Origin of the sequence: Coprococcus sp. TM115-187, assembly GCF_027679115.1 — a bacterium.
Classification (GTDB): domain Bacteria; phylum Bacillota; class Clostridia; order Lachnospirales; family Lachnospiraceae; genus Allocoprococcus; species Allocoprococcus comes.
Genome location: NZ_JAQEKS010000001.1, coordinates 304,212 through 327,740, shown reverse-complemented (window position 1 = coordinate 327,740; position 23,529 = coordinate 304,212). Strand labels below are relative to the sequence as shown.

The window sequence follows — 23,529 nt, the reverse complement described above, 5'->3', positions numbered from 1 at the left end:
GGGAGGCGCGCAGATGAAAAAAGAACAGAGAATTTGTGTGCTTCTTGCCATTATGATTTTGGGAATCTGGGGACTGGAAGCAAAAAGCAGCGGTTCACTGATCCCGAAGTCCTGGAAGATTAGGATGATCCAGAGCGTTCAGGAGAATGCGGAGCGGCTTTATATGCCGGGAGTTACATATACGGAAAAAAAACAAGGGGAAATCCGGGTGACGGAGGCTGTTGTCCACATGGCATCTGCTCTGATTCCTCTTGGCAATTATGTGACTGAACGGGAGGCGGCAGAGCTTCTGACAGAAGATGAGGCTACCTATGCGATTCTTGCAAAAAAGCAGGCAGAAGAAGAAAATTCGGTGGATGAAAATGGACAGCTTATCGGGAAAGACAAAAGTGAAGAGACAAGGCAGGCGTCCGTACCGACGATGGATCTTTCGATGGAGCGGCTAAACGATTTTGAATATCTTGTGAGCAATTTTTATACGGTGGACAGCGTGACTTATATCAATCCTTCGGAATTGAACGCTTCGGAGCTGCTTGGAAAGGATTTGAGGATCGATCTGAGTACGGGCGGTTCGAAAATTCTGATCTATCACACCCATTCCCAGGAAACATTCGTAGATTCGGACAATGATCCGTCCACCTCAATTGTAGGGATCGGGCGTTATCTGACGGAGATTTTAAATAACAAATACAAGATTCCGACCATGCATCATGAGGGTGTATATGATCTGATCAATGGGAAACTGGACCGGAGCGAGGCCTATGAATTTGCCAAACCTGAGGTGGAACAGATCCTTGCGGAAAATCCGAGTATCGAAGTGGTGATCGATCTGCATAGAGACGGCGTGGCGGATACTACGCATCTGGTGACAGAGATAAATGGGAAACCGACGGCACAGATCATGTTTTTTAACGGACTGAGCCGGACGCGGGTAAACGGAGACCTTGTCGGAATGGCCAATCCATATTTGCAGGATAATCTTGCATTTTCCCTGCAGATGAAGATTGCGGCAGAAACAAAATATCCGGGATTTGCAAGGAGAAACTATCTTCGCGGCTATAAATACAATATGGATCTGATGCCGCGGATGCTTCTTATTGAGGCGGGCGCACAGACCAACACGGTAGAGGAAATGCGAAATGCCATGGAGGTGCTGGCAGACCTTTTAAATAGTGTGCTGACCGGACGATAGAGGGAGTATTCTTATGACAGAATGGAAACTACAGAAGTTTAATGATATAAAATATGTTATAATGGCAGGGAGGGTCAATTTGGCTTGACAAGAGGATTGAAATTGAGATAGAATTTTTCTTACTGAATTGAAGAAACAGATCAGGGAATCCGGGAAATTGTAAGGAGGCTGCTGCCGCAGGATTTTACCTGGATATTTTAGGATAGATCATAAGAGGAGAGAAAGAAAATGGCAAAAAAGACTACATATGACGCGGAGAGTATTACCATTCTGGAAGGACTTGAAGCCGTCCGGAAAAGACCGGGAATGTATATTGGAAGCGTCAGTACCAAGGGGCTTAACCACCTGGTGTACGAAATTGTAGATAATGCGGTAGATGAGCATCTGGCAGGATTTTGTTCACAGATAGAGGTGACACTGGAAAAGGACGGTTCTGCAACGGTAACAGATAATGGACGCGGTGTGCCGGTAGGTATGCATGCAAAAGGAGTATCGGCGGCCAGAATCGTATATACCACCCTACATGCGGGAGGTAAGTTCGATGATTCGGCATACAAGACAAGTGGCGGTCTGCACGGAGTAGGTTCTTCGGTTGTTAATGCACTATCTACTTATATGGATGTAAAGATCAGCCGTGACGGTGCGGTCCACCACGACCGTTATGAGAGAGGAATTCCGGTGGTAGAACTGGAGGATGGACTTCTTCCGGTGATCGGAAAGACCAAAAAGACCGGAACCTGTGTCAATTTTCTTCCAGATCCGACAATTTTCGAGAAGACGAGATTTAAAGAGGAAGAGATCAAGAGCCGACTGCATGAGACAGCCTACCTGAATCCGGAACTGACGATTATATTTACAGATAAAAGAAAGACACAGGAAGAGAGGATCGAGTATCATGAACCAGATGGGATCATTGGATTTATCAAGGATCTGAATTCCAAAAAAGAAGTGATCCACGATCCGGTTTACTATAAAGGAGAAGCAGAAGGTATCGAAGTGGAAGTTGCATTCCAGTATGTGAATGAATTTCATGAAAATGTACTAGGTTTCTGCAACAATATTTATAATGCGGAAGGGGGAACCCATCTGACCGGGTTCAAGACGACATTTACGACGATCATGAACCAGTATGCCCGTGAAATTGGTGTGTTAAAGGATAAGGATGCCAACTTTACCGGTGCGGATGTACGGAACGGAATGACGGCGATCGTATCGATCAAGCACCCGGATCCGAGATTTGAGGGACAGACCAAGACAAAGCTGGACAACCAGGATGCGGCAAAAGCGACCGGAAAGGTGACCAGTGATGAGATCCCGCGTTTCTTTGACCGGAATCTGGAGACACTGAAAAAGGTTCTTTCCTGTGCGGAAAAAGCAGCAAAGATCCGTAAGACTGAGGAAAAAGCAAAGACGAATCTTCTGACCAGGCAGAAATATTCTTTTGACAGTAACGGTAAGCTTGCCAACTGTGAGAGCAGGGATGCATCCAAATGTGAAATCTTCATCGTTGAGGGAGATTCTGCGGGAGGAAGCGCAAAGACTGCCCGCGACAGAATGTATCAGGCAATCCTGCCGATCCGTGGAAAGATCCTGAACGTGGAAAAAGCAAGCATCGATAAGGTTCTGGCAAATGCCGAGATCAAGACCATGATCAATGCATTTGGATGTGGATTTTCAGAGGGATACGGTAATGACTTTGATATCACAAAGCTGCGGTATGACAAGATTATCATCATGGCGGATGCGGATGTGGATGGAGCGCATATTTCCACACTATTGCTGACCTTATTCTACCGGTTTATGCCGGAACTGATATACGAAGGTCATGTCTACGTGGCAATGCCGCCGCTTTATAAGGCAATGCCGAAAAAGGGAGAAGAAGAGTACCTTTACGATGATAAGGCACTGGAGAGATATAGAAAGACACATTCCGACTTTACCCTGCAGCGATACAAAGGTCTGGGTGAAATGGATGCAGAGCAGCTCTGGGAGACAACCCTCAACCCGGAAACTCGAATGATGAAACGGATCGAGATCGAGGATGCACGTATGGCATCCGGTGTAACAGAGATGCTGATGGGAACAGAAGTTCCGCCGCGCCGCGCATTTATTTATGAAAATGCGACAGAGGCAGAACTGGATATTTAAAAACAGATCGGAAAGGCATGGATTTTCAAAAGGGGAAAGTCTGTGTATCAGAAAACATAAACTAGAAGAGGTAAGAGAAAATGGAAGAGTCACAGATCATCCGGACGGAATATTCGGAGCTGATGAAAAAATCATATATTGACTATGCCATGAGTGTTATCATTTCCAGAGCCCTCCCGGATGTCAGGGATGGTTTGAAACCGGTACAGAGAAGAACACTCTATGACATGTATGAGCTGGGAATCCGTTATGACAGACCATACCGTAAATGTGCGCGTATTGTCGGGGATACCATGGGTAAATATCATCCACATGGAGACAGCTCGATCTATGAAGCGTTGGTTGTTATGGCACAGGAATTCAAAAAAGGAATGATCCTGGTAGATGGTCATGGAAACTTCGGCTCCATTGAAGGAGACGGGGCTGCAGCCATGCGTTATACTGAAGCAAGACTGGCGAAAATCACACAGGAGGCATATCTTGCCGATCTGGACAAAGATATCATTGATTTTGTACCGAATTTTGATGAGACAGAAAAAGAGCCGGCAGTTCTTCCGGTAAGAATTCCGAACCTTCTGCTGAACGGTGCGGAGGGAATCGCAGTTGGTATGGCAACCAGTATTCCGACACATAACCTGGGCGAGATTGTGGATGCGGTTAAGGCATACATGAAGAACAATGACATCACGACAAAACAGCTGATGAAGTACATCAAAGGACCGGATTTCCCGACAGGCGGGATCGTCGTCAATAAAGATGATCTGGCAGAAATTTATGAGACTGGAACCGGAAAGATCAAGATTCGTGGAAAAGTAGATGTGGAAGAGATAAAAGGCGGACGGAAGAAGATCGTCATTTCCGAAATCCCGTACACCATGATCGGAGCCGGAATCGGTAAATTTCTGAACGATGTCTGCAATCTGGTGGAGACAAAGAAGACCAGTGATATCGTAGACATTTCCAATCAGTCTTCCAAGGAAGGAATCCGTATTGTAATTGAAGTGAAGCGTGATGCAGATGTGGACAATCTGATCAACATGCTTTATAAAAAGACCAGACTGGAGGATACCTTTGGTGTCAATATGCTTGCGGTAGCTGATGGCAGACCGGAAGTACTGGGACTCAAACGTATCATCGAACATCATGTAGATTTCCAGTTTGAACTTGCAACCAGAAAATACAAGACGCTGCTGAAAAAAGAGCAGGATAAAAAAGAAATCCAGGAGGGTCTGATCAAGGCGTGTGACGTGATCGACCTGATCATTGAGATCCTGCGTGGAAGCTCGTCCATCAGGGATGCAAAAGAATGTCTGACAACAGGTACGACGGAGAAGATCAAGTTTAAGTCGAAAAGATCTGAGAAGATGGCATCCATGCTCCGGTTTACTGACCGGCAGGCACAGGCAATTCTGGAGATGCGTCTGTACAAGCTGATCGGTCTGGAAATCGAGGCGCTGATGAAGGAGCATGAGACAACGCTTGCAAATATTGCAAAATATGAGGATATTCTGAATAATTATGATTCTATGGCGCAGGTGATCATTGATGATTTGGATGCGCTGAAAAAAGAATATGCCGTGAAGCGTAAAACGAAGATCGAGAATGCAGAAGAAGCTGTGTTTGAGGAAAATAAAGTACAGGAGCAGGAGGTTGTCCTTCTGATGGACCGCTTTGGTTATGCAAAGACGGTGGATGGATCCGTCTATGAACGTAACCGGGAAGCGGCAGATAAGGAGAATAAGTATATTCTGCGCTGTATGAATACTGGCAAGTTGTGTCTTTTTACATCGGATGGCAAGATGCATCAGATCAAAGTGATGGATCTTCCTTATGGAAAGTTCAGGGACAAAGGATTTCCAATCGACAATGTAAGTAATTTTGACAGTACAAAAGAAGAAATCGTATATCTGTGTGATGACAGAGAACTCTTTTTCTCAAAATTCCTGTTTGCCACGAAGCAGGGAATGATCAAAAAGGTGGCAGGAAGTGAATTCCAGGTAACTAAGCGGACAATCGCGGCAACGAAACTGCAGGACGAAGATGCACTGGTAAGTATCCAGCCGATCCGGGATGTGCAGGATGTAGTTCTGATGACGGAGAATGGATTTGTACTCCGTTTCCCTGCAGAAGAAGTTTCGGAGAAGAAAAAGGGTGCAGTTGGTGTACGCGGTATGAAATTACAGAAAAATGACAATGTAGAAGAAGTATATCTGTTTGAAGAAGGAACGGAGAGCAAGGTAATCTTCCACGAAAAAGAAGTGACACTGAACCGTTTGAAACGGGCAAAAAGAGATGGAACAGGAACACGAATGAGAAAGTAGGTCGGTCATATGGCAACGGTAGGAATTGATCTTGGAACAACAAACAGTCTGGTAAGCGTATGGCAGGATGATAAATGCACGTTGATTCCAAATAATCTGGGAGAATATTTAACACCGTCGGTAGTAGGAATTGATGAAAACGGTGAAATGCTGGTGGGAAAAACCGCGAAAGAGCGGCTGATCTCCCATCCGGAAAGTACAGTGGCAAGCTTCAAGCGTTTTATGGGGACGGAGAAGACATTTATGCTTGGAAACAGGCGGTTTACAGCGGCAGATCTGTCGTCCATGGTCCTGCGGCAGCTGAAAGAAGATGCGGAAAAATACCTGGGTGAGCCGGTTGAAGAGGCAGTCATCAGTGTTCCGGCGTATTTTAATGATTTTCAGAGAAATGCGACGAAGATGGCAGGAGAGCTTGCCGGACTTACTGTGGAGCGTCTGGTCAATGAGCCGTCGGCGGCAGCACTTGCCTATCGTTTTGGAAAGACTAAGGAGGATCAGACCTTTCTGGTGTTTGATTTTGGCGGAGGAACTCTGGATATCTCGATCGTAGATGCATTTGACAGTGTGATCGAGATTGTGGCAGTTGCCGGAGACAATCATCTCGGTGGGGATGATGTGAACCGTGCAATTGCGGAAAAATTTCTAAGTGTCAATCGGATTGATGAAGGAAAGATCACTAATGAAGAAAGAGCCAGCCTGATCCGGGAGAGTGAGAAGCTGAAACGTACACTGACTGATGCGCCGGAGGGCGAGATGGAGGTTGTGATTGGCGGACAGATTTACCAGATGAAACTGGATGCGAAAGGACTTCTGGAGGTGTCTGCAAAGCTGCTGGAAGGAATCGGGATTCCGCTGAAACGGGCGATGAACGACAGTGGTTATGGATGGGAAGATATTGACGAGATCATTATGATCGGTGGATCCGGTAAGATGAAGATCGTGCAGAATTATCTGCAGTTTTTGAGCGGCAAAAGACCGCGGTGTGAGATCGATCCGGATGTTGCGGTTGCGGTCGGCGCCGGAATGTATGCCGGGATTAAGGAACGACAGCAGGCAGTGCGGGATGTACTTCTTACAGATATATGTCCGTTTACACTCGGAACCGAGATCATTCACGGGGATACCAAGGGACCGGCGATCATGTCTCCGATCATTGAGCGAAATTCGGTTCTTCCGATCAGCCGGGTGGAGCGATACTGGACGGTACATCAGTTCCAGGAATACTGTGATATCACGATTTTACAGGGCGAGCACCGCTATGCAGACCAGAATCTGGAGCTTGGGCGGATCCGTGTGCCGGTGCCGCTGGCAAGAAGAGAGGATCAGAGGGAAGCGGTGGATGTCCGATTTACCTATGACATTAACGGAATTCTGGAAGTGGATGTGACCGTGGTGAGCACCAAAGAGCATTTCAGTAAGGTGATCGTCAACAAAAATATCCATCTGACACCAGAGCAGATTGAGGAAAGAAGAAAAGAGCTGCAGAAGATTAAGATCCATCCGAGAGAGCAGGAAAAGAACCGGCTTCTGCTGGAAAGAGGCGACCGTCTTTACGAAGAAAACACCGGAGAAATCCGAAAATATCTGGACAAGATCCTGGCAGATTTTTCAGTTGCATTAAATGCACAGGATCTGCGGACAATCGAGAAGGCGTATATAAGGACAAGTGAGCTTCTGGATATTGTGGAGAATACACCGAAGAGATCGGTGCCGGTCAAGATAGAAGCTTATCTGTATGATGAGTGGAGGAGGCAGCAGTGATGAACTGTTTTACGGTACTTGGGATTGAACCAACAACGGAAAAGAAAAAGATAAAGAGAGCATATGCGGCAATGTCCAGGGAATTCCACCCGGAAGAACATCCGGAGGAATTCCAGAGGATCCACGATGCCTATGAAGAGGCGCTTGCGTGGGCGGAGCGCAATGCGGGAAGAGGGGAAGAGCCACAGATGCCGGAAGAGCCGCGGCGGATGGAGATGGGAGCAGCGGAGCAGGAAAAAGCAGCGGAATCTGAAACATGGAATTATGCAGAGCCGGAGAGAAATCCGGAAGAGGCTTACATGGAAAATCCTCAGAAAGAAGATGCACAGTCAGAAGAATCTTCTGCGCAGTATGAAGAACTTCCTGTGCATTCTGACGAAGATTCTGAGGAAAGTTTCCGGGAAGAAGAGGCAGGAGAGCTACCTGTACAGTTAGAGGAAGATTCCCAGACATGGGACAGTGACTGGACCCGTCAGTTCCAGAATATGGCGGATGCTTCTGAGCAACAAGGTGCGGATGACCGTGAGGTCCGGAAAATCATGGAGCAGTGCATCAGTCTGTATTTGAATGAAAAGGAGCGAAATAAGCTGTATCACTGGAAGGATATTCTGGAGGAACCGGCGTATAGAGAATATTTCCGAACAAAAACCTTTGTGGAATCCTGGTATCATTTTCTGGACACCCACCGGATGTTTGATGCGGCGATCTGGCAGTATTTTCAGTGGATCGATGGGAAATTATTTTCAGCTCTTGAAGCAGGTGTGATGCCGTTTGACTATCCGACACAAGAAGAAATCGAAAGAATGCCGCGGCAGGAGACACCGGAACAGACGCAGGAGAGGCGAACACCGGAGCCTGGTCCGGCACTTCCAAAGGTGAAAAAGGAGAAATCCAAAGCGGTGAAGGTACTCTTATATCTTGTGGTGCTTGCGGGAACCGGGATCGGCGGAATGATCCTTGGAATTATAGCAGGTACGATATTAGGGTAAGGAGGACGGAAGATGAAAAAGAAAAAATCCGGAAAAAGAATTTTTGCAATCGTTCTTCTTGTTGTGATTGGAATTGGCGGTTTTTACTTTGGATATGATATCGGAAGAATGGATCACGATGAGGAGAGGATTCGGGCAGAGCTGAAAAAGACGACTGCTGATTCAGAAATATCCATCCGCCCGGTTGCAAAGGGTGGTACTGGAAAAACGGAGATCGAAATCCTGACAGAATGTCTGGAGGATGCGAAGGACAGCCTGGAGAATCTGGAAAAATATAATGAACAGCTGCAGGCGCTCGATGGAAAGACACCGGATACAGAAACCGTTGTTTTGATACAGGATCTGGATGATAAGAACGAAAAAGCATATGAAGTACTGAAAGATCTTACGGAAGACCCGGCGGGATACATCGCAGAAAAAGCGGCGGCGCGTGGCGAAGGTGATGAAGTCTGGGCAGATGACTGGGCAGCAGATATCCAGGTTGTAAAATGGCTGAAGGAGAACGACGGAAAGCGTCTTTACAAAGAGAATCAGGCATATATTTTAAAAATCCTTGCATTTCAGGAAAAGTAGTGCTATACTGTATGCAGTTACATAAGAAATCTGGCAGAAGAGTGGACGAAAGTTCACTCTTCTTTTTGCCAGTCATACAACCAAAATCGGACAGATTTTTGGAGCCTGATTAAGAAAGGAAGTTGCAGATTGTCAAAAAAAGAAGTATATGAACAGAAAACAGAAGAGATTCTGAACCCAATCGTGGAAAAGCATGGATTTGATCTCTGGGATGTAGAATATGTAAAAGAGGGCGGAAACTGGTACCTGCGTGCTTATATTGATAAGCCGGGAGGAATTATGGTCGATGACTGTGAGGTTGTAAGCCGGGAACTTTCAGACATTCTGGATGAGAAGGATTTTATCGATGAAGCGTATATTCTGGAAGTGAGTTCGCCGGGACTTGGCAGACCGCTGAAGAAAGAAAAAGACTTTGCAAGAAGCCTGGGAGAAGAAGTAGAGGTTCGTACTTACCGGGCAATCGACAGACAGAAAGAGTTTATTGGAATCTTAAAAGATTATGATAAAGATACAGTTACCATTGAATATGAAGACGGCGAGACGATGACATTTGATAAAGCAGACATCGCACTGATCCGTCTGGCGTTCGATTTCTAGTGACAGGAGGAAGAAGGAAATGAATACCGAATTATTAGAAGCACTTACAATTCTTGAAGAGGAAAAAGATATCAGCAGAGATACTCTGATGGATGCCATTGAGAATTCACTGATCAATGCATGTAAGAATCATTTCGGAAAAGCAGACAATATCAAAGTAATTATGGATAAGGAGACATGCGATTACACTCTGATCCAGGAGAAGACCGTTGTAGAAGAAGTAGAGGACAAAGTAGAACAGATCAGTCTTGCAGATGCGAAGATGATCGATCCTTCTTATGAGATCGGCGACATCGTACAGATCCCGGTTGAGTCCAAATCTTTCGGACGTATCGCAACACAGAATGCAAAGAACCTGATTCTTCAGAAGATCCGTGAAGAAGAAAGAAAAGTTGTATATGATCAGTACTTTGAAAAAGAAAAAGATATCGTGACAGGTGTGGTTCAGAGATATATTGGCAAGAATGTCAGTGTAAACCTTGGAAAAGCAGATGCGATCCTTACTGAGAATGAGCAGGTAAAAGGTGAGAAATTCGAGCCGACAGAGCGTATCAAACTTTACGTTGTAGAGGTGAAGAACACGACAAAAGGACCAAAGATCCTTGTATCAAGAACACATCCGGAACTGGTTAAGCGTCTTTTTGAGGCGGAAGTAACCGAGGTGCGTGATGGTATTGTAGAGATCAAGAGCATCGCAAGAGAAGCAGGTTCCCGTACCAAGATCGCAGTATGGTCTAACGACCCGGATGTAGATCCGGTTGGAGCATGCGTTGGTATGAACGGTGCCAGAGTCGGAGCCGTTGTAAATGAACTCCGCGGTGAAAAGATTGATATCATCAACTGGAGTGATAACCCGGCAATCCTGATCGAGAATGCACTCAGCCCGGCGAAGGTTATTTCTGTAATGGCTGATCCGGATGAGAGAACAGCAAGTGTAATTGTACCGGATTACCAGCTTTCACTTGCAATCGGTAAAGAAGGTCAGAATGCACGTCTTGCAGCAAGACTGACCGGATATAAGATCGATATCAAGAACGAAACACAGGCGATCGAGTCTGGCGAACTTCCGGCAGATTATATGAATATGGCTGAGAATTATGAAGATGATTATCAGGAGGAAGAGTATTCAGACAAAGAATATTCTGCTGATGAAGAATCAGAGGAAGAAGTAGCAGATGATCTTGATCTGTATGAAGAATAGACAGAGGTGATTATTTGAGTACGACCAAAAAGATCCCGATGCGTAAATGCGTGGGATGTCAGGAAATGAAGAATAAAAAAGAAATGCTGCGTGTTCTGAAAACAGCAGAAGGCGAATTCATTCTGGACGCAACCGGACGTAAGAACGGGCGCGGGGCATATCTGTGCTTTTCCGGAAAATGTTTGCAGGAAGCAATAAAGAATAAAGGACTGGAACGTTCTTTCAAACAGGCGATACCAAAAGAGATATACGAAAATCTGGAAAAGGAGCTGGAGCAGCTTGAACATAAATAGAGCATTATCGATGATCAGTCTGGCGACCAAAGCCGGCAAGACAAAGAGCGGGGAATTCATGACAGAAAAAGAAGTCAAAGAAGGACGCGCGCATCTGGTGATTGTGGCAGACGACGCATCGGACAATACAAAAAAGAAATTTCAGAACATGTGTGATTTTTATAAAGTGCCAATATACTTTTTTGAAGATAAAGATACCCTGGGCCATGCGATGGGAAAAGAGTTCCGCGCTTCGCTTGCAGTAACAGATGCAGGGTTTGCAAAAGGAATCAGAAAACATCTGGATATGGAAGAAGGATAATAGGAACTGTATACAGGAGGTAGATTTATGGCAAAATTAAGAGTATATGAACTGGCAGAACAGATGAATAAGACAAACAAAGAAATACTCTCTATATTAAAAGACAAAGGAATTGAGGTGGCAAGTCATATGAGTACACTTTCAGATGAACAGATTGATGCAGTAAAAAGTGAAAAATCTTCTGAAGATACCCCGAAGAAGAAAAATATCGTTCAGGTTTTCAGACCGCAGAACTCACAGGGCGGCGGAAGAGGCCGTAATGGTCAGGGACGCCCGCAGGGCAGTCGAAACGGACAGCGCCCGCAAGGCAATGGAAATGGACAGGGACGCTCACAGGGCAATGGAAACAGACAGGAACGTCCACAGAATGGTAACAGCCAGGGACGCCCTCAGGGAAATGGCCAGGGACGTCCGCAGAACGGAAACAGACAGGAACGCCCGCAGGGTAATGGAAATGGCCAGGGACGTCCACAGAACGGAAACAGACAGGATCGTCCGCAGGGAGAAAACCGTGATAACAGACAGCGCAGAAATCCAAACGGACCAAGAAACGGTCAGGATCAGAGACAGGGACGCCCGGGTGATGGAAGAAGAGATGGCGGATTCCAGAACCGCGGAGACAGAAGAGATAATCGAGATAACCGTGATAACAGAGACGGAAGAGAGATGCGTGATGGCGGACGCCGTGACGACAGAAGAAAATCCAGCCCGTCTATTCCGGCACCTGCAATCGCAGAACAGAAACCAAGCCGCAACAAACCAAAAGATGCGCACAAGAAGAAAGAATATAACAGAAATGAAGAGAACGAAGACAGACTGCAGAAAGGCAAAAAGGGCAAAAACAATAACGCTCAGCCGAAAATGGTAAAACCACAGCCAAAGAAAGAGGTTGTGGAGGAGCAGATCAAGCAGATCACAATTCCGGAAGTACTTACAATCCAGGAACTTGCAGATGCAATGAAGATCCAGCCATCCGTAATCGTTAAGAAACTCTTCATGCAGGGCAAGATTGTAACAGTCAACCAGGAAATTGATTACGAGACAGCTGAAGAAATCGCTCTGGAATTCGATGTGCTCTGTGAAAAAGAAGAAGTAGTCGATGTGATCGAAGAACTTCTGAAAGAAGACGAAGAAGACGAAAAGAAAATGAAGAAACGTCCGCCGGTAGTCTGCGTTATGGGACACGTTGACCACGGTAAAACCTCTCTTCTTGACAAGATCCGTGATACTCATGTCATCGCAGGAGAAGCAGGTGGAATCACACAGCATATCGGTGCTTCAGTTGTGGAAATCAACGGTGAGAAAATCACCTTCCTCGATACACCGGGACATGAAGCATTTACCGCAATGCGTATGCGTGGTGCAAATTCTACCGATATTGCAATCCTGGTTGTTGCAGCAGATGACGGTGTCATGCCGCAGACTGTAGAAGCGATCAACCATGCAAAGGCAGCAGGGATCGAGATCGTAGTTGCGATCAACAAGATTGACAAGCCAAGTGCCAATATCGACCGTGTAAAACAGGAACTGACCGAATATGAACTGATTCCAGAAGACTGGGGCGGAAGCACTATCTGTGTACCGGTATCTGCTCATACAGGAGAAGGAATCAAAGAGCTTCTGGAAATGGTTCTTCTTACCGCAGAAGTGATGGAACTGAAAGCAAATCCGAACCGCCGCGCAAGAGGTCTTGTAATTGAGGCTGAGCTTGACAAAGGAAAAGGACCGGTTGCAACCGTTCTTGTACAGAAGGGTACACTCCGTGTCGGAGATCCGATCGCAGCAGGCTCTGCATATGGTAAAGTACGTGCCATGATGGATGACCAGGGACGCCGTGTAAAAGAAGCAGGTCCTTCTATGCCGGTTGAGATCCTCGGTCTTAATGATGTGCCGAATGCAGGTGAAGTATTTGTTGGCTGCAAGAATGATAAAGATGCAAGAAGCTTTGCAGAGACATTCATCAGTCAGAACAAGATCAAGAAACTGGAAGAAACCAAGTCCAAGATGTCTCTGGATGATCTGTTCAACCAGATCCAGGAAGGCAACTTAAAAGAACTTGGAATCGTTGTAAAAGCAGACGTACAGGGATCTGTAGAAGCGATCAAGCAGAGCCTTGTCAAACTTTCCAATGAAGAAGTCGTTGTTAAGATCATCCATGGTGGTGTTGGTGCGATCAATGAATCTGACGTTACGCTTGCAGCAGCATCCAATGCGATCATTATCGGATTCAATGTACGTCCGGACGCAACTGCAAAGGAAACGGCAGAACGTGAAGGTGTTGATGTGAGACTGTACCGTGTCATCTACAATGCGATCGAAGACGTTGAAGCAGCCATGAAGGGTATGCTTGAGCCTGTATTTGAAGAAAAGGTACTTGGCCATGCCGAAGTACGTCAGACATTCAAAGCTTCCGGAGTCGGAACAATTGCAGGATCTTATGTCCTTGACGGTACATTTGAACGTGACTGCCAGGCAAGAATCGTCCGTGACGGCGTTGTCATTTACGATGGTAAGCTTGCTTCATTAAAGCGTTTCAAAGATGATGTGAAGGAAGTCAAAGCCGGATATGAATGTGGTTTCGTATTTGAACGTTTCAACGATGTCAAAGAAGGAGACCAGGTAGAAGCATTCAAGATGGTGGAAGTTCCTAGATAAAGAAGGGTAGAAAATGAGAAAAAACAGCATTAAGAATACAAGAGTAAACGCAGAGGTACAGCGTGAACTTAGTACTATTCTGCGTGGAGGGATCAAGGATCCGCGTGTTGCACCGATGACTTCGGTTGTAGCGGTAGAGGTTGCTCCGGATCTTAAAACCTGCAAAGCATATATCAGTGTCCTGGGCGATGAAAAAGCCCAGGCTGATACCCTGAAGGGATTACAGAGCGCAGAAGGCTATATCCGCCGCGAACTTGCTCATACACTGAATATGCGTAACACACCGGAGATCAAGTTCGTACTGGATCAGTCCATTGAATATGGTGTCCGGATGTCAAAGAAAATTGATGATGTAACAAGAGATTTACGGGAAGAGGATGATTAGTATGTTATTAGATGCAATTTCAAAAGCCGGGACGATCGCACTTGGCGGACATGTCCGCCCGGATGGGGACTGTGCTGGTTCCTGCATGGGATTGTATAACTATGTCAGAGAGAATTTTCCTGAAAAAGAGATCGATGTTTATCTGGAAGAGCTTCCGAATACACTGAAGTTCATGAAAAATACAGATAAGATCCGGCATGAAGTGACGGAAGAAAAAACCTATGATCTGTTTATCGCACTGGATTGTGGGGATATGGGAAGACTTGGATTTTCGGCAGTCCTTTTCAAAAAAGCGGCAGTAAGATTCTGTGTAGATCATCATGTGAGCAACCAGAGTTTTGCAGACCAGAACTATATCATGCCAGATGCAAGCTCGACAAGTGAGCTGATCTACGATCTGCTGGATTATGGGAAGATGTCTGTGGAGACTGCCGAGTGCCTTTACACAGGAATGGTGCATGATACCGGTGTGTTCCGTTATTCCTGTACCCATCCGTCGACCATGCGCGCAGCAGCAGCACTGATGGAAAAAGGGATCGATTTTACAAAAATAATTACAGAGACTTTTGATGAAAAGACCTATGCACAGAACCAGGTTCTGGGGCGTGCATTGTTGGAAAGCTTTCTTTTTATGGACGGAAGATGTATTGTATCTTACGTTACAAAAGAAGAGATGGATTTCTACCAGGTAAAAGCGAAACATCTGGATGGAATCGTAAGCCAGCTGAAACTCACAAAAGGTATCGATGTTGCAATTTTTATGTATGAGCTTGAACATGGAACTTTTAAGGTAAGTCTGCGATCCAGTGAAAAGATAGATGTAAGTGTAGTTGCAAGCTATTTTGGCGGCGGCGGACACGCAAGGGCAGCCGGATTCTCCATGACTGCCACACCACATGATATCATCAACAATCTGGCAAGAAGACTGGAACTTCAGTTTAACAGTGGGAGCGAAGCGGAATGATACATGGCGTACTGAATGTATATAAAGAAAAAGGCTATACGTCCCATGATGTGGTTGCAAAGCTGCGCGGGATCGTAAAGCAGAAAAAGATCGGGCATACCGGAACCCTTGATCCGGATGCCGAAGGAGTACTTCCGGTCTGCTTTGGGAAAGCAACAAAGCTTTGTGACCTGCTGACAGATAAAGATAAAACCTATCAGGCGGTCCTTCTTCTCGGTCAGGTGACGGATACACAGGATACTTCCGGTCAGGTTCTGGAAAAACATAGCACAGAAGATCTGACCAATGAAAAAGTAGAAAATGTGATCCGCAGCTTTGAGGGAGAATACGATCAGATTCCGCCGATGTATTCGGCACTCAAAGTTAACGGAAAAAAGCTTTATGAGCTTGCCAGAGAGGGCCAAGAAGTAGAGCGGAAAGCACGGAGAATCACGATTCATGAGATCCGGATCCTGGAGATCAATCTTCCGGAGGTAAAACTGGAAGTGACCTGTTCAAAGGGAACGTATATCCGTACACTGTGTCATGATATCGGTCAGAAGCTTGGCTGTGGCGGATGCATGAAAGAGCTTTTGAGAACACGTGTAGAGCGGTTTGGACTTGAAGACAGTATCCGGCTCGGTGAAATTGCACAGCTTCAGAAAGAAGGAATTCTGGAGGAGAAGATCATCGCGATAGATGAAATGTTTCCAACGTATGCACAGGTCGTACTGCCACCGAAAACGGCCGCGGCAGTACGGAACGGGAATAGTTTCAGAAAAAGAGATATTTCACAGGAAACAGCATTAAAGGAGTATGAGAACGATGAGAGAGTCCGCGTGTATGATGAATCGCATCAGTTTATTGCGATTTACTGTTACTGCAGGAAAGACGATCTCTTCAAGATTGTAAAAATGTTTTTTGATGGAAATGAAAAAAAGTAATTAAAGAGGAAAGAACATGGACTATATCAGAGGGCTGGAAGCCTATCAGGATTCCAGAGAGGCAGCAATCACACTCGGCAAATTTGATGGAGTTCACAGAGGACATCAGAAGCTGATCAAAAAAGTATGTCAGCTGAAGGCGAAAAAAGGCGTTCGTTCTGTTGTGTTTGCATTTGATATGAATCCGCTTTATGAAAAGCTTGGAAAATCAAGAGAAGGGATCATGTCCAATGAGGAGCGCAGATGTCTTCTGGACGAGAAAGTAGATGTACTGCTGGAATGCCCGTTTTCCGAAGATGTCACAAGTATGTCGGCAGAGGATTTCATCCGGAAGATCCTGATTGAGAAAATTCATGCCCGGTATATTGTGATCGGAACGGATTTCCACTTTGGGCATGACAAGCGTGGTGATGCAAAAATGCTTGCAGAATATGCCGATGTGTATGGATATGAACTTTTTGTGATTGAAAAAGAGATGTACGGAAAACGGGAGATCAGCAGCAGCTATGTCAGGGAAGAACTTCGGAAGGGAAATATGGAAGCTGTGAATGATATGCTGGGGTATGCATATACTGTACGGGGAAAAGTAGAGCATGGCAGGCAGCTGGGCAGAAAACTGGGATTTCCGACACTTAATGTACATCCGTCAAGGGATAAACTTCTTCCACCGAACGGAGTTTATCTGGATAGTGTGAGGATTGATGGAATCTGGTACAACGGAATCGGTAATGTCGGGTTTAAGCCAACGGTATCCGATGAGAACCGGATGCTGATCGAGAGCAATCTGCTGGATTACAGTGGTGATGCCTACGGAAAAGAGGTAGAGATCCAGCTTTATCATTTTAAGAGACCGGAGCAGAAGTTTGAATCGATAGAAATGATGAAGGCTCAGATCGATCAGGATATTGCTTACGCAAAAGAATTTTTCCGTTATCATCATAAGAAATAACAGAGCCGGTGAAAAAGCTCCGGAAATGCGGTTATTTACAGGCAGCCTGTGAACAGGAATATGAAAACCTGCCAGATGCGGGAAAGATAAAATCCTTCTTGACAGGATTCGGGGCATATGGTACACTAGGCAAGTATGAAAAACCGATGTTCGGCAGATGGAATCTCCAACCACTGCTTAATATCAGGCAATTAACAGTATATTTAGGAGGTAGTGACAAATGATCACAAAAGAAATGAAAGAACAGATTATCAAAGAATACGGAAGAACAGAAGGAGATACAGGATCTCCGGAAGTACAGGTAGCTCTTCTTACAGCAAGAATCAATGATCTTACAGATCACTTCAAAGCTAATCCGAAGGATCACCACTCAAGAAGAGGACTTCTTAAGATGGTTGGACAGAGAAGAGGACTTCTTGCATACCTTAAGAAGAATGACATTGAAAGATATCGTTCACTGATCGAAAGATTAGGTTTAAGAAAGTAAGACGTATTTTACAGGGAGCGAAAGGCATCAGCTGGATGTTTTCGCTCCCTGTTTGTTTACGCAAACAATGAGCCGAACCGGTACAACATGCATCATCCATGCCAATCAGCATAGTGATTGACATGGGAGTGACCAATAACCGTGTTTTGCCACATTTTAAAGTTAGTTATATAGAATCTTGCAAGAGATGTAAGGATATGATATAATACAAAAGATTGTGGGTAGAGATTGCGTCCGAGACCACTGAAAAGTATATTTTGAGAAGTGTATTTTTCAGTAGTTTCGGAGATTTTACCCGTCAGATAAACAGATAAAAAAGGAGAACATTTATGTACAAAAAGTTTGAAATGGAACTGGCAGGCCGTACACTCCGCGTAGATGTTGGAAGAGTTGCCAAACAGGCGAACGGCGCAGTACTTATGCATTATGGTGATACAGTTGTGCTTTCAACAGCAACTGCATCCGACAAACCAAGAGAAGGAATTGACTTCTTCCCGCTCAGCGTTGAATACAATGAGAAGCTTTATGCAGTAGGAAAGATCCCGGGAGGATTTAACAAGAGAGAAGGAAAGGCATCAGAAAATGCTGTTCTTACCTGTCGTGTGATCGACCGTCCGATGAGACCGCTTTTCCCGAAGGATTACAGAAATGATGTAACTTTGGAGAACCTGGTTCTCTCTGTTGAACAGGACTGCTCACCGGAGCTTACCGCTATGCTTGGATCAGCGATTGCAACTGCTATTTCTGATATCCCGTTCGATGGTCCGACAGCTTCTACCCAGGTAGGACTTGTTGACGGAGAACTGGTATTCAATCCAACCGCAGAGCAGAAAGAAAAGTCCGACCTTGCACTGACTGTTGCATCTACAAGAGAAAAGGTAATCATGATTGAAGCCGGAGCAAATGAAGTACCGGAAGCTAAGATGCTCGAAGCCATCTTCGCGGCGCATGAAGTGAATCAGAAAGTCATCGCATTCATCGACCAGATCGTTGCAGAATGTGGAAAACCAAAACATGATTATGTAAGCTTTGCAGTACCGGAAGAACTCTTTGAAGCGATTCAGAAGATCGTAACACCGGAAGAGATGGAAGTTGCAGTATTCACAGATGACAAGCAGACAAGAGAAGAAAATATCCGTAAGATCACAGAAAAGCTGGAAGAAGCTTTTGCTGATAACGAAGAATGGCTTGCCAAACTTGGTGAAGCTGTATATCAGTACCAGAAGAAGGTTGTCCGCAAGATGATCCTCAAAGACCACAAGCGTCCGGACGGTCGTGCAATCGAAGAAATCCGTCCACTTGCCGCAGAAATTGACCTGATCCCGAGAGTACATGGTTCTGCTATGTTTACACGTGGACAGACACAGATCTGTACCATCACCACACTGGCTCCGCTTTCAGAAGCACAGAAGGTAGACGGACTGGATGAATCTGAGACATCCAAGAGATATATGCATCACTATAACTTCCCGTCATACTCTGTAGGTGAGACAAGACCTTCCAGAGGACCGGGACGTCGTGAGATCGGACATGGAGCCCTTGCTGAGAGAGCACTGGTACCGGTACTTCCGTCAGAGGAAGAATTCCCGTATGCGATCCGTACCGTATCTGAGACATTTGAATCTAACGGTTCTACTTCTCAGGCAAGTGTATGTGCATCTTCTATGTCACTTATGGCAGCCGGTGTACCAATCAAATCTGCAGTTGCAGGTATCTCATGTGGTCTGGTAACAGGTGCTACTGACGATGATTATCTGGTACTTACAGATATTCAGGGGCTGGAAGATTTCTTCGGAGATATGGACTTCAAGGTAGCAGGTACACATAAAGGTATTACAGCGATCCAGATGGATATTAAGATCCATGGACTGACAAGACCGATCATCGAAGAAGCAATTGCACGTACAAGAAAAGCAAGAGTTTACATTCTGGATGAAGTTATGGCTAAGACAATCGCTGAGCCAAGAGCACAGGTTGGCAAGTATGCACCGAAGATCATTCAGATGAATATTGATCCGGCTAAGATTGGTGAAGTTGTAGGTCAGAGAGGAAAGACCATCAACGCAATCATCGAAAAGACAGGCGTTAAGATTGATATCACAGATGAAGGAAGCGTATCTATCTGTGGCGTAGATGCAGACAGCATGGAACAGGCAAGAAAGATGATCGCTACCATCGTAACAGACTTCGAGGCAGGAATGGTTCTTGAAGGTGATGTTGTAAGCATCAAAGAATTCGGCGCATTCATCGAATTTGCACCGGGCAAAGAAGGAATGGTACACATTTCCAAAATCGCTAAGCAGAGAATCGATCATGTAGAAGATGTTCTTTCTATCGGAGATCATGTCAAAGTGGTTTGTCTTGGAAAAGACAAGATGGGACGTTTGAGCTTCAGCATCAAAGATGTTGCAGAATAAAGTTTTATAAAATCAGAAGGACTTTACCAGTATCGGTAGAGTCCTTTTTTAGTTCTATTTTTCTCCTGCCTTCCATATACATTCTTTAAAGAGAGGTGGACAAGATGAGAAGAGAAAAGAAAGATCAAATTCTGGCGGTGCTTCCGGAGAAAATCCGAGGGATCCTGTTGAATCATAGACTGGATTTTGAGAAGATCCAGGAGATCCGGCTTCGGGAAGAACAGCCGCTTGCAGTGAAAAAAGAGGGAAAGGAAGAACTTTTTACCCATCGGGTGACAAAAGAAGAACTGCGTGAAACGATGGAATATGTATCCAATTATTCCCTGTATGCCTATGAAAATGAACTGCGCCAGGGGTTTCTGACGATTGAAGGAGGGCATCGGGTCGGAATTTCCGGGAAAATTATTTCGGAAAAGGAACAGATCCGGAATTTTCAGTATATTACATCGATCAATATCCGAATCTGCCATGAGATTACAGGTTGTGCGAATAAGCTGTTTCCTGTGATCCTTGAAAAAGGAAGACTTTGCCATACCATGATCATTTCCCCACCAGGTGGAGGAAAGACTACACTTTTGCGGGATCTGGTGCGGCAGATTTCGGATGGGAACCGCTGGGTGGAAGGAAGAAATGTGGGTGTGGTGGATGAACGTTCAGAGATTGGAGGGTGCTACCGTGGCGTGCCACAGAACCAGCTTGGGATGCGGACAGATATTCTGGACAACTGCCCGAAAGCAGAAGGAATGATGATGCTGGTGCGGTCCATGGCGCCGGAGGTGATTGCGGCAGATGAGATTGGGACAGCGAAGGATGTAGAGGCGATCGAGTACGCCATGCACTGTGGGGCAACCATGCTGACGACGGTGCATGGTTCCGGTATGGATGAGATCCGTGAAAAGCCACTGGTCAGCAATCTGGTAAAGGAAAGATGCTTTGCCAGATATGTTGTGATGAAATCTGGGAAACATGTAGGAGAAATTGAAGGGATTTATAACGAACGGGGAGAAAAACTGTGTATCTGAAAATGGTCGGATGCCTGGGAATTGTGGCGGCGACATCCGGCTATGGATACAGCAGGGGAATGGAATATCAGAGACAGATCACGGATACCGGAGAGCTGCAAAGAGTGATAAGGCAGCTTGCGGGAGAAATGGAGTATACTTATGCACCACTCGCCCAGGTATGCGCTTCTGTTTCCCGAAGATGCAGTCAGAACTACAGGATCTGGTTGGAACATCTGGCAAAAGAATTGGAGATGCCGTCAAGAAGTCTTGCAATAATCTGGGAGAGGTGCTGCGAAAGTGATCTTGAATGTCTGCTCCTTGGCAGGGAGGAAAGGGTACGTCTGCATGAGCTTGGGATGCAGCTTGGCAGCCTGGATAAGAAGCAGGAAACGCAGATTTTCTTGCAGTATGCAGAATTTCTGGAAGAAAAAAGAGGCGGTCTTTTAAAAGAAATTCAGGAAAAACGGAGGCTTTGCAATCTGCTGGGTGTTACAGCAGGGCTTTTCCTGACAATTTTGATTCTGTAAATAGGAGCGAAACATGAGTGTAAATCTGATATTTAAAATTGCGGCAGTCGGGATTCTGGTTTCTGTCCTGGGACAGGTGTTGAAACACAGCGGAAGAGAAGAACAGGCATTTCTCACAAGCCTTGCAGGACTGCTCCTGGTTTTATTCTGGATCCTTCCTTATATTTCAGATCTGTTTGACGATATCAGACGGCTCTTTGCTCTGTAAAGGAGGGAAAAGATGAGTATCCTTAAGGCAGCCTGCATCGGGATTGCAGGAACTTTCCTGGCATTACAATTTCAAAATACCAGAAAAGAGTATGGGATCTATCTGGGGATTGCGGTCAGCATTTTCCTTTTTCTCGGAATGAGCCGGAATCTGTCGGTGATCCGGGAAACTTTGGAATTGGTTGGCAGCTTTGTAAAGATCGATGCGGTATATCTGACGGCAATGCTGAAAATCCTGGGTGTGACCTATCTGGCGGAATTTGCGGCAGCAATCTGCAAGGATGCCGGTTATCAGACGATCGCCGGGCAGATCGAGGTCTTTGCAAGGCTCAGTATACTTGCAATAGGAATGCCGATATTAAAAGCACTGCTTCTTGCAATCCGCGAACTTGGACAGTAAAAGGGAAGAAAAATGAAACATTATTTTCAGAAATATGGCATAGCATGCATGATCGGACTTGTAATCTTCGTACTGATACTGCCGGTACAGGTATTTGCGGCAGGGGAAGATTCTTCTTCGGAAAACAACCGGACAGAAGATAATATGACAGAAACGGATCTGGAAAAAACGCAGGAGGAAACAGAGCAGAAAATCTGGGAGCTGACAGAGGTAAAGAATCTGGATACGGCAATCCGGAAACTGTTCCCGGAAGAAAAACTGCATTTTCAGGATCTTGTTGAGTCTGTGATCCGGCAGGATGAGAACCTGTCTGCCGGACAGATCAGAAACTTTGTGACGGATCAGTTTTTCTATGTGCTGAAGGTCAATAAACCGGTGCTTGCATCTATCATTTTTCTGGTGCTGATCGCAGCGGTTTTTTCCAACTTTTCGGAAGTGTTTCAGAACTGCCAGATCTCACAGACCGCCTTTTTTCTGGTATACCTGTCTGTGATTACAGTCGGCATACGGAATTTTCAGGCAGCAGCCGTAGAGGTACAGCATGGACTCGAAAATCTGATCCTCTTTATGCGAGTACTCTGTCCTGTCTACTTTGTCTGTATGGCAGTCGCAGTGGGAAGTATTTCTGCGATCGCATTTTATAATCTGGCGATTTTCCTGATCTTTCTTGTGGAACTTGTGATTTTGAAATGGATCGTTCCGCTGATCCAGATCGCACTTCTGATGGAAATCTTGAACAATCTGACGGAGGAGGAATTTCTTTCTAAGGCAGCGGAACTTTTGCAACTTGTAATCGGATGGAGTCTGAAAAGTCTGCTTGCCCTGGTGACGGGGATCGGGTTTATCGAGCGGATAATCAGTCCGGCGGCAGATCAGGTGAAAAGGAGTGTCTGGACAAAGGGCGTGGGAATGATTCCGGGAATCGGTGATGTAGTCAGCGGGACAAGCGAAGTCGTGCTTGGAAGTGCGGTCCTTTTAAAAAATGGAGTTGGAATTGCAGGGGCACTGCTTGTAACGGGAGTTGTGATGATCCCGGTCATCAATATGGGAATTCTGACGCTTCTTTACAAAGGAACGGCGGCACTTATCCAGCCGGTGTCTGATAAACGGATCGTGGAGGCCATCAGTTTTACCGGGGAAGGTTATCATATGCTGCTAAAGACGGTGCTTGCGACGGCGGTCCTGTTTCTGGTGACACTTGCAGTTGCGGCATCGGCAGCTTCGTAGGAGGGATA

The 23,529-nt window shown here is 45.6% G+C and carries 22 protein-coding genes; all 22 read left to right on the top strand.

The window, feature by feature from the left end; genetic code table 11:
• The first annotated feature begins 13 nt into the window (after positions 1–13).
• Positions 14–1,192, top strand: coding sequence for a stage II sporulation protein P (locus PGW42_RS01600; protein ID WP_117556489.1), 1,179 nt, complete (start codon positions 14–16; stop codon positions 1,190–1,192).
• Between the two features lie 228 nt (positions 1,193–1,420).
• On the top strand, positions 1,421–3,340 hold the full coding sequence (locus tag PGW42_RS01595) for a DNA gyrase/topoisomerase IV subunit B (protein WP_022220261.1): 1,920 nt from the start codon (positions 1,421–1,423) through the stop codon (positions 3,338–3,340).
• A gap of 80 nt (positions 3,341–3,420) precedes the next feature.
• Positions 3,421–5,661, top strand: coding sequence for a DNA gyrase/topoisomerase IV subunit A (locus PGW42_RS01590; RefSeq protein WP_270203955.1), 2,241 nt, complete (start codon positions 3,421–3,423; stop codon positions 5,659–5,661).
• A gap of 9 nt (positions 5,662–5,670) precedes the next feature.
• Positions 5,671–7,422, top strand: coding sequence for a molecular chaperone HscC (locus tag PGW42_RS01585; protein ID WP_270203954.1), 1,752 nt, complete (start codon positions 5,671–5,673; stop codon positions 7,420–7,422).
• Positions 7,422–8,411 (top strand): DnaJ domain-containing protein, encoded by a 990-nt coding sequence (locus tag PGW42_RS01580; protein ID WP_270203953.1) that lies wholly within the window; start codon positions 7,422–7,424, stop codon positions 8,409–8,411. Before PGW42_RS01585 ends, PGW42_RS01580 begins: the two co-directional genes overlap by 1 nt.
• Positions 8,412–8,423: 12 nt before the next feature.
• Positions 8,424–8,984, top strand: a complete 561-nt coding sequence (locus PGW42_RS01575; RefSeq protein WP_008369317.1) for a hypothetical protein — start codon at positions 8,424–8,426, stop codon at positions 8,982–8,984.
• Positions 8,985–9,113: 129 nt separating this feature from the next.
• A complete protein-coding gene (rimP, locus tag PGW42_RS01570) occupies positions 9,114–9,581 on the top strand; it encodes a ribosome maturation factor RimP (protein WP_008369315.1) in 468 nt (155 codons plus the stop codon).
• A gap of 19 nt (positions 9,582–9,600) precedes the next feature.
• Positions 9,601–10,782, top strand: coding sequence for a transcription termination factor NusA (gene nusA, locus PGW42_RS01565; RefSeq protein ID WP_195412942.1), 1,182 nt, complete (start codon positions 9,601–9,603; stop codon positions 10,780–10,782).
• 38 nt (positions 10,783–10,820) lie between these two features.
• On the top strand, positions 10,821–11,075 hold the full coding sequence (gene rnpM / locus PGW42_RS01560) for an RNase P modulator RnpM (protein ID WP_334294126.1): 255 nt from the start codon (positions 10,821–10,823) through the stop codon (positions 11,073–11,075).
• Positions 11,076–11,085: 10 nt separating this feature from the next.
• Positions 11,086–11,376, top strand: a complete 291-nt coding sequence (locus tag PGW42_RS01555; protein ID WP_118217726.1) for a L7Ae/L30e/S12e/Gadd45 family ribosomal protein — start codon at positions 11,086–11,088, stop codon at positions 11,374–11,376.
• A gap of 27 nt (positions 11,377–11,403) precedes the next feature.
• A complete protein-coding gene (infB, locus tag PGW42_RS01550) occupies positions 11,404–14,031 on the top strand; it encodes a translation initiation factor IF-2 (protein WP_117823785.1) in 2,628 nt (875 codons plus the stop codon).
• 13 nt (positions 14,032–14,044) lie between these two features.
• Complete coding sequence (rbfA, locus tag PGW42_RS01545) at positions 14,045–14,416, top strand: 30S ribosome-binding factor RbfA (RefSeq protein ID WP_008369305.1); 372 nt, start codon at positions 14,045–14,047, stop codon at positions 14,414–14,416.
• Between the two features lies 1 nt (position 14,417).
• Positions 14,418–15,380, top strand: coding sequence for a DHH family phosphoesterase (locus tag PGW42_RS01540; protein ID WP_117556505.1), 963 nt, complete (start codon positions 14,418–14,420; stop codon positions 15,378–15,380).
• The gene (truB, locus tag PGW42_RS01535) at positions 15,377–16,303 is read left to right on the top strand and encodes a tRNA pseudouridine(55) synthase TruB (protein WP_117556507.1); all 927 of its coding nucleotides are present in this window, start codon (positions 15,377–15,379) and stop codon (positions 16,301–16,303) included. Before PGW42_RS01540 ends, truB begins: the two co-directional genes overlap by 4 nt.
• Positions 16,304–16,319: 16 nt before the next feature.
• Positions 16,320–17,252, top strand: coding sequence for a bifunctional riboflavin kinase/FAD synthetase (locus tag PGW42_RS01530; RefSeq protein WP_117556509.1), 933 nt, complete (start codon positions 16,320–16,322; stop codon positions 17,250–17,252).
• A gap of 220 nt (positions 17,253–17,472) precedes the next feature.
• Positions 17,473–17,739 (top strand): 30S ribosomal protein S15, encoded by a 267-nt coding sequence (gene rpsO, locus PGW42_RS01525; protein WP_008369295.1) that lies wholly within the window; start codon positions 17,473–17,475, stop codon positions 17,737–17,739.
• A 329-nt stretch (positions 17,740–18,068) separates the two neighbouring features.
• Positions 18,069–20,156, top strand: coding sequence for a polyribonucleotide nucleotidyltransferase (locus PGW42_RS01520; protein ID WP_008369294.1), 2,088 nt, complete (start codon positions 18,069–18,071; stop codon positions 20,154–20,156).
• Positions 20,157–20,260: 104 nt separating this feature from the next.
• Positions 20,261–21,178 (top strand): stage III sporulation protein AA, encoded by a 918-nt coding sequence (gene spoIIIAA / locus PGW42_RS01515; RefSeq protein WP_270203952.1) that lies wholly within the window; start codon positions 20,261–20,263, stop codon positions 21,176–21,178.
• Positions 21,169–21,687, top strand: a complete 519-nt coding sequence (locus PGW42_RS01510) for a stage III sporulation protein AB (RefSeq protein WP_022220255.1) — start codon at positions 21,169–21,171, stop codon at positions 21,685–21,687. The genes spoIIIAA and PGW42_RS01510 overlap by 10 nt, the downstream gene beginning before the upstream one ends.
• Positions 21,688–21,700: 13 nt before the next feature.
• Entirely contained in the window at positions 21,701–21,895 is a 195-nt protein-coding gene (spoIIIAC, locus tag PGW42_RS01505) for a stage III sporulation protein AC (protein ID WP_008369289.1), read from the top strand.
• Positions 21,896–21,907: 12 nt separating this feature from the next.
• Entirely contained in the window at positions 21,908–22,294 is a 387-nt protein-coding gene (locus PGW42_RS01500; RefSeq protein WP_008369287.1) for a SpoIIIAC/SpoIIIAD family protein, read from the top strand.
• A 12-nt stretch (positions 22,295–22,306) separates the two neighbouring features.
• The gene (locus PGW42_RS01495; protein ID WP_270203951.1) at positions 22,307–23,521 is read left to right on the top strand and encodes a stage III sporulation protein AE; all 1,215 of its coding nucleotides are present in this window, start codon (positions 22,307–22,309) and stop codon (positions 23,519–23,521) included.
• Positions 23,522–23,529 lie beyond the last annotated feature (8 nt).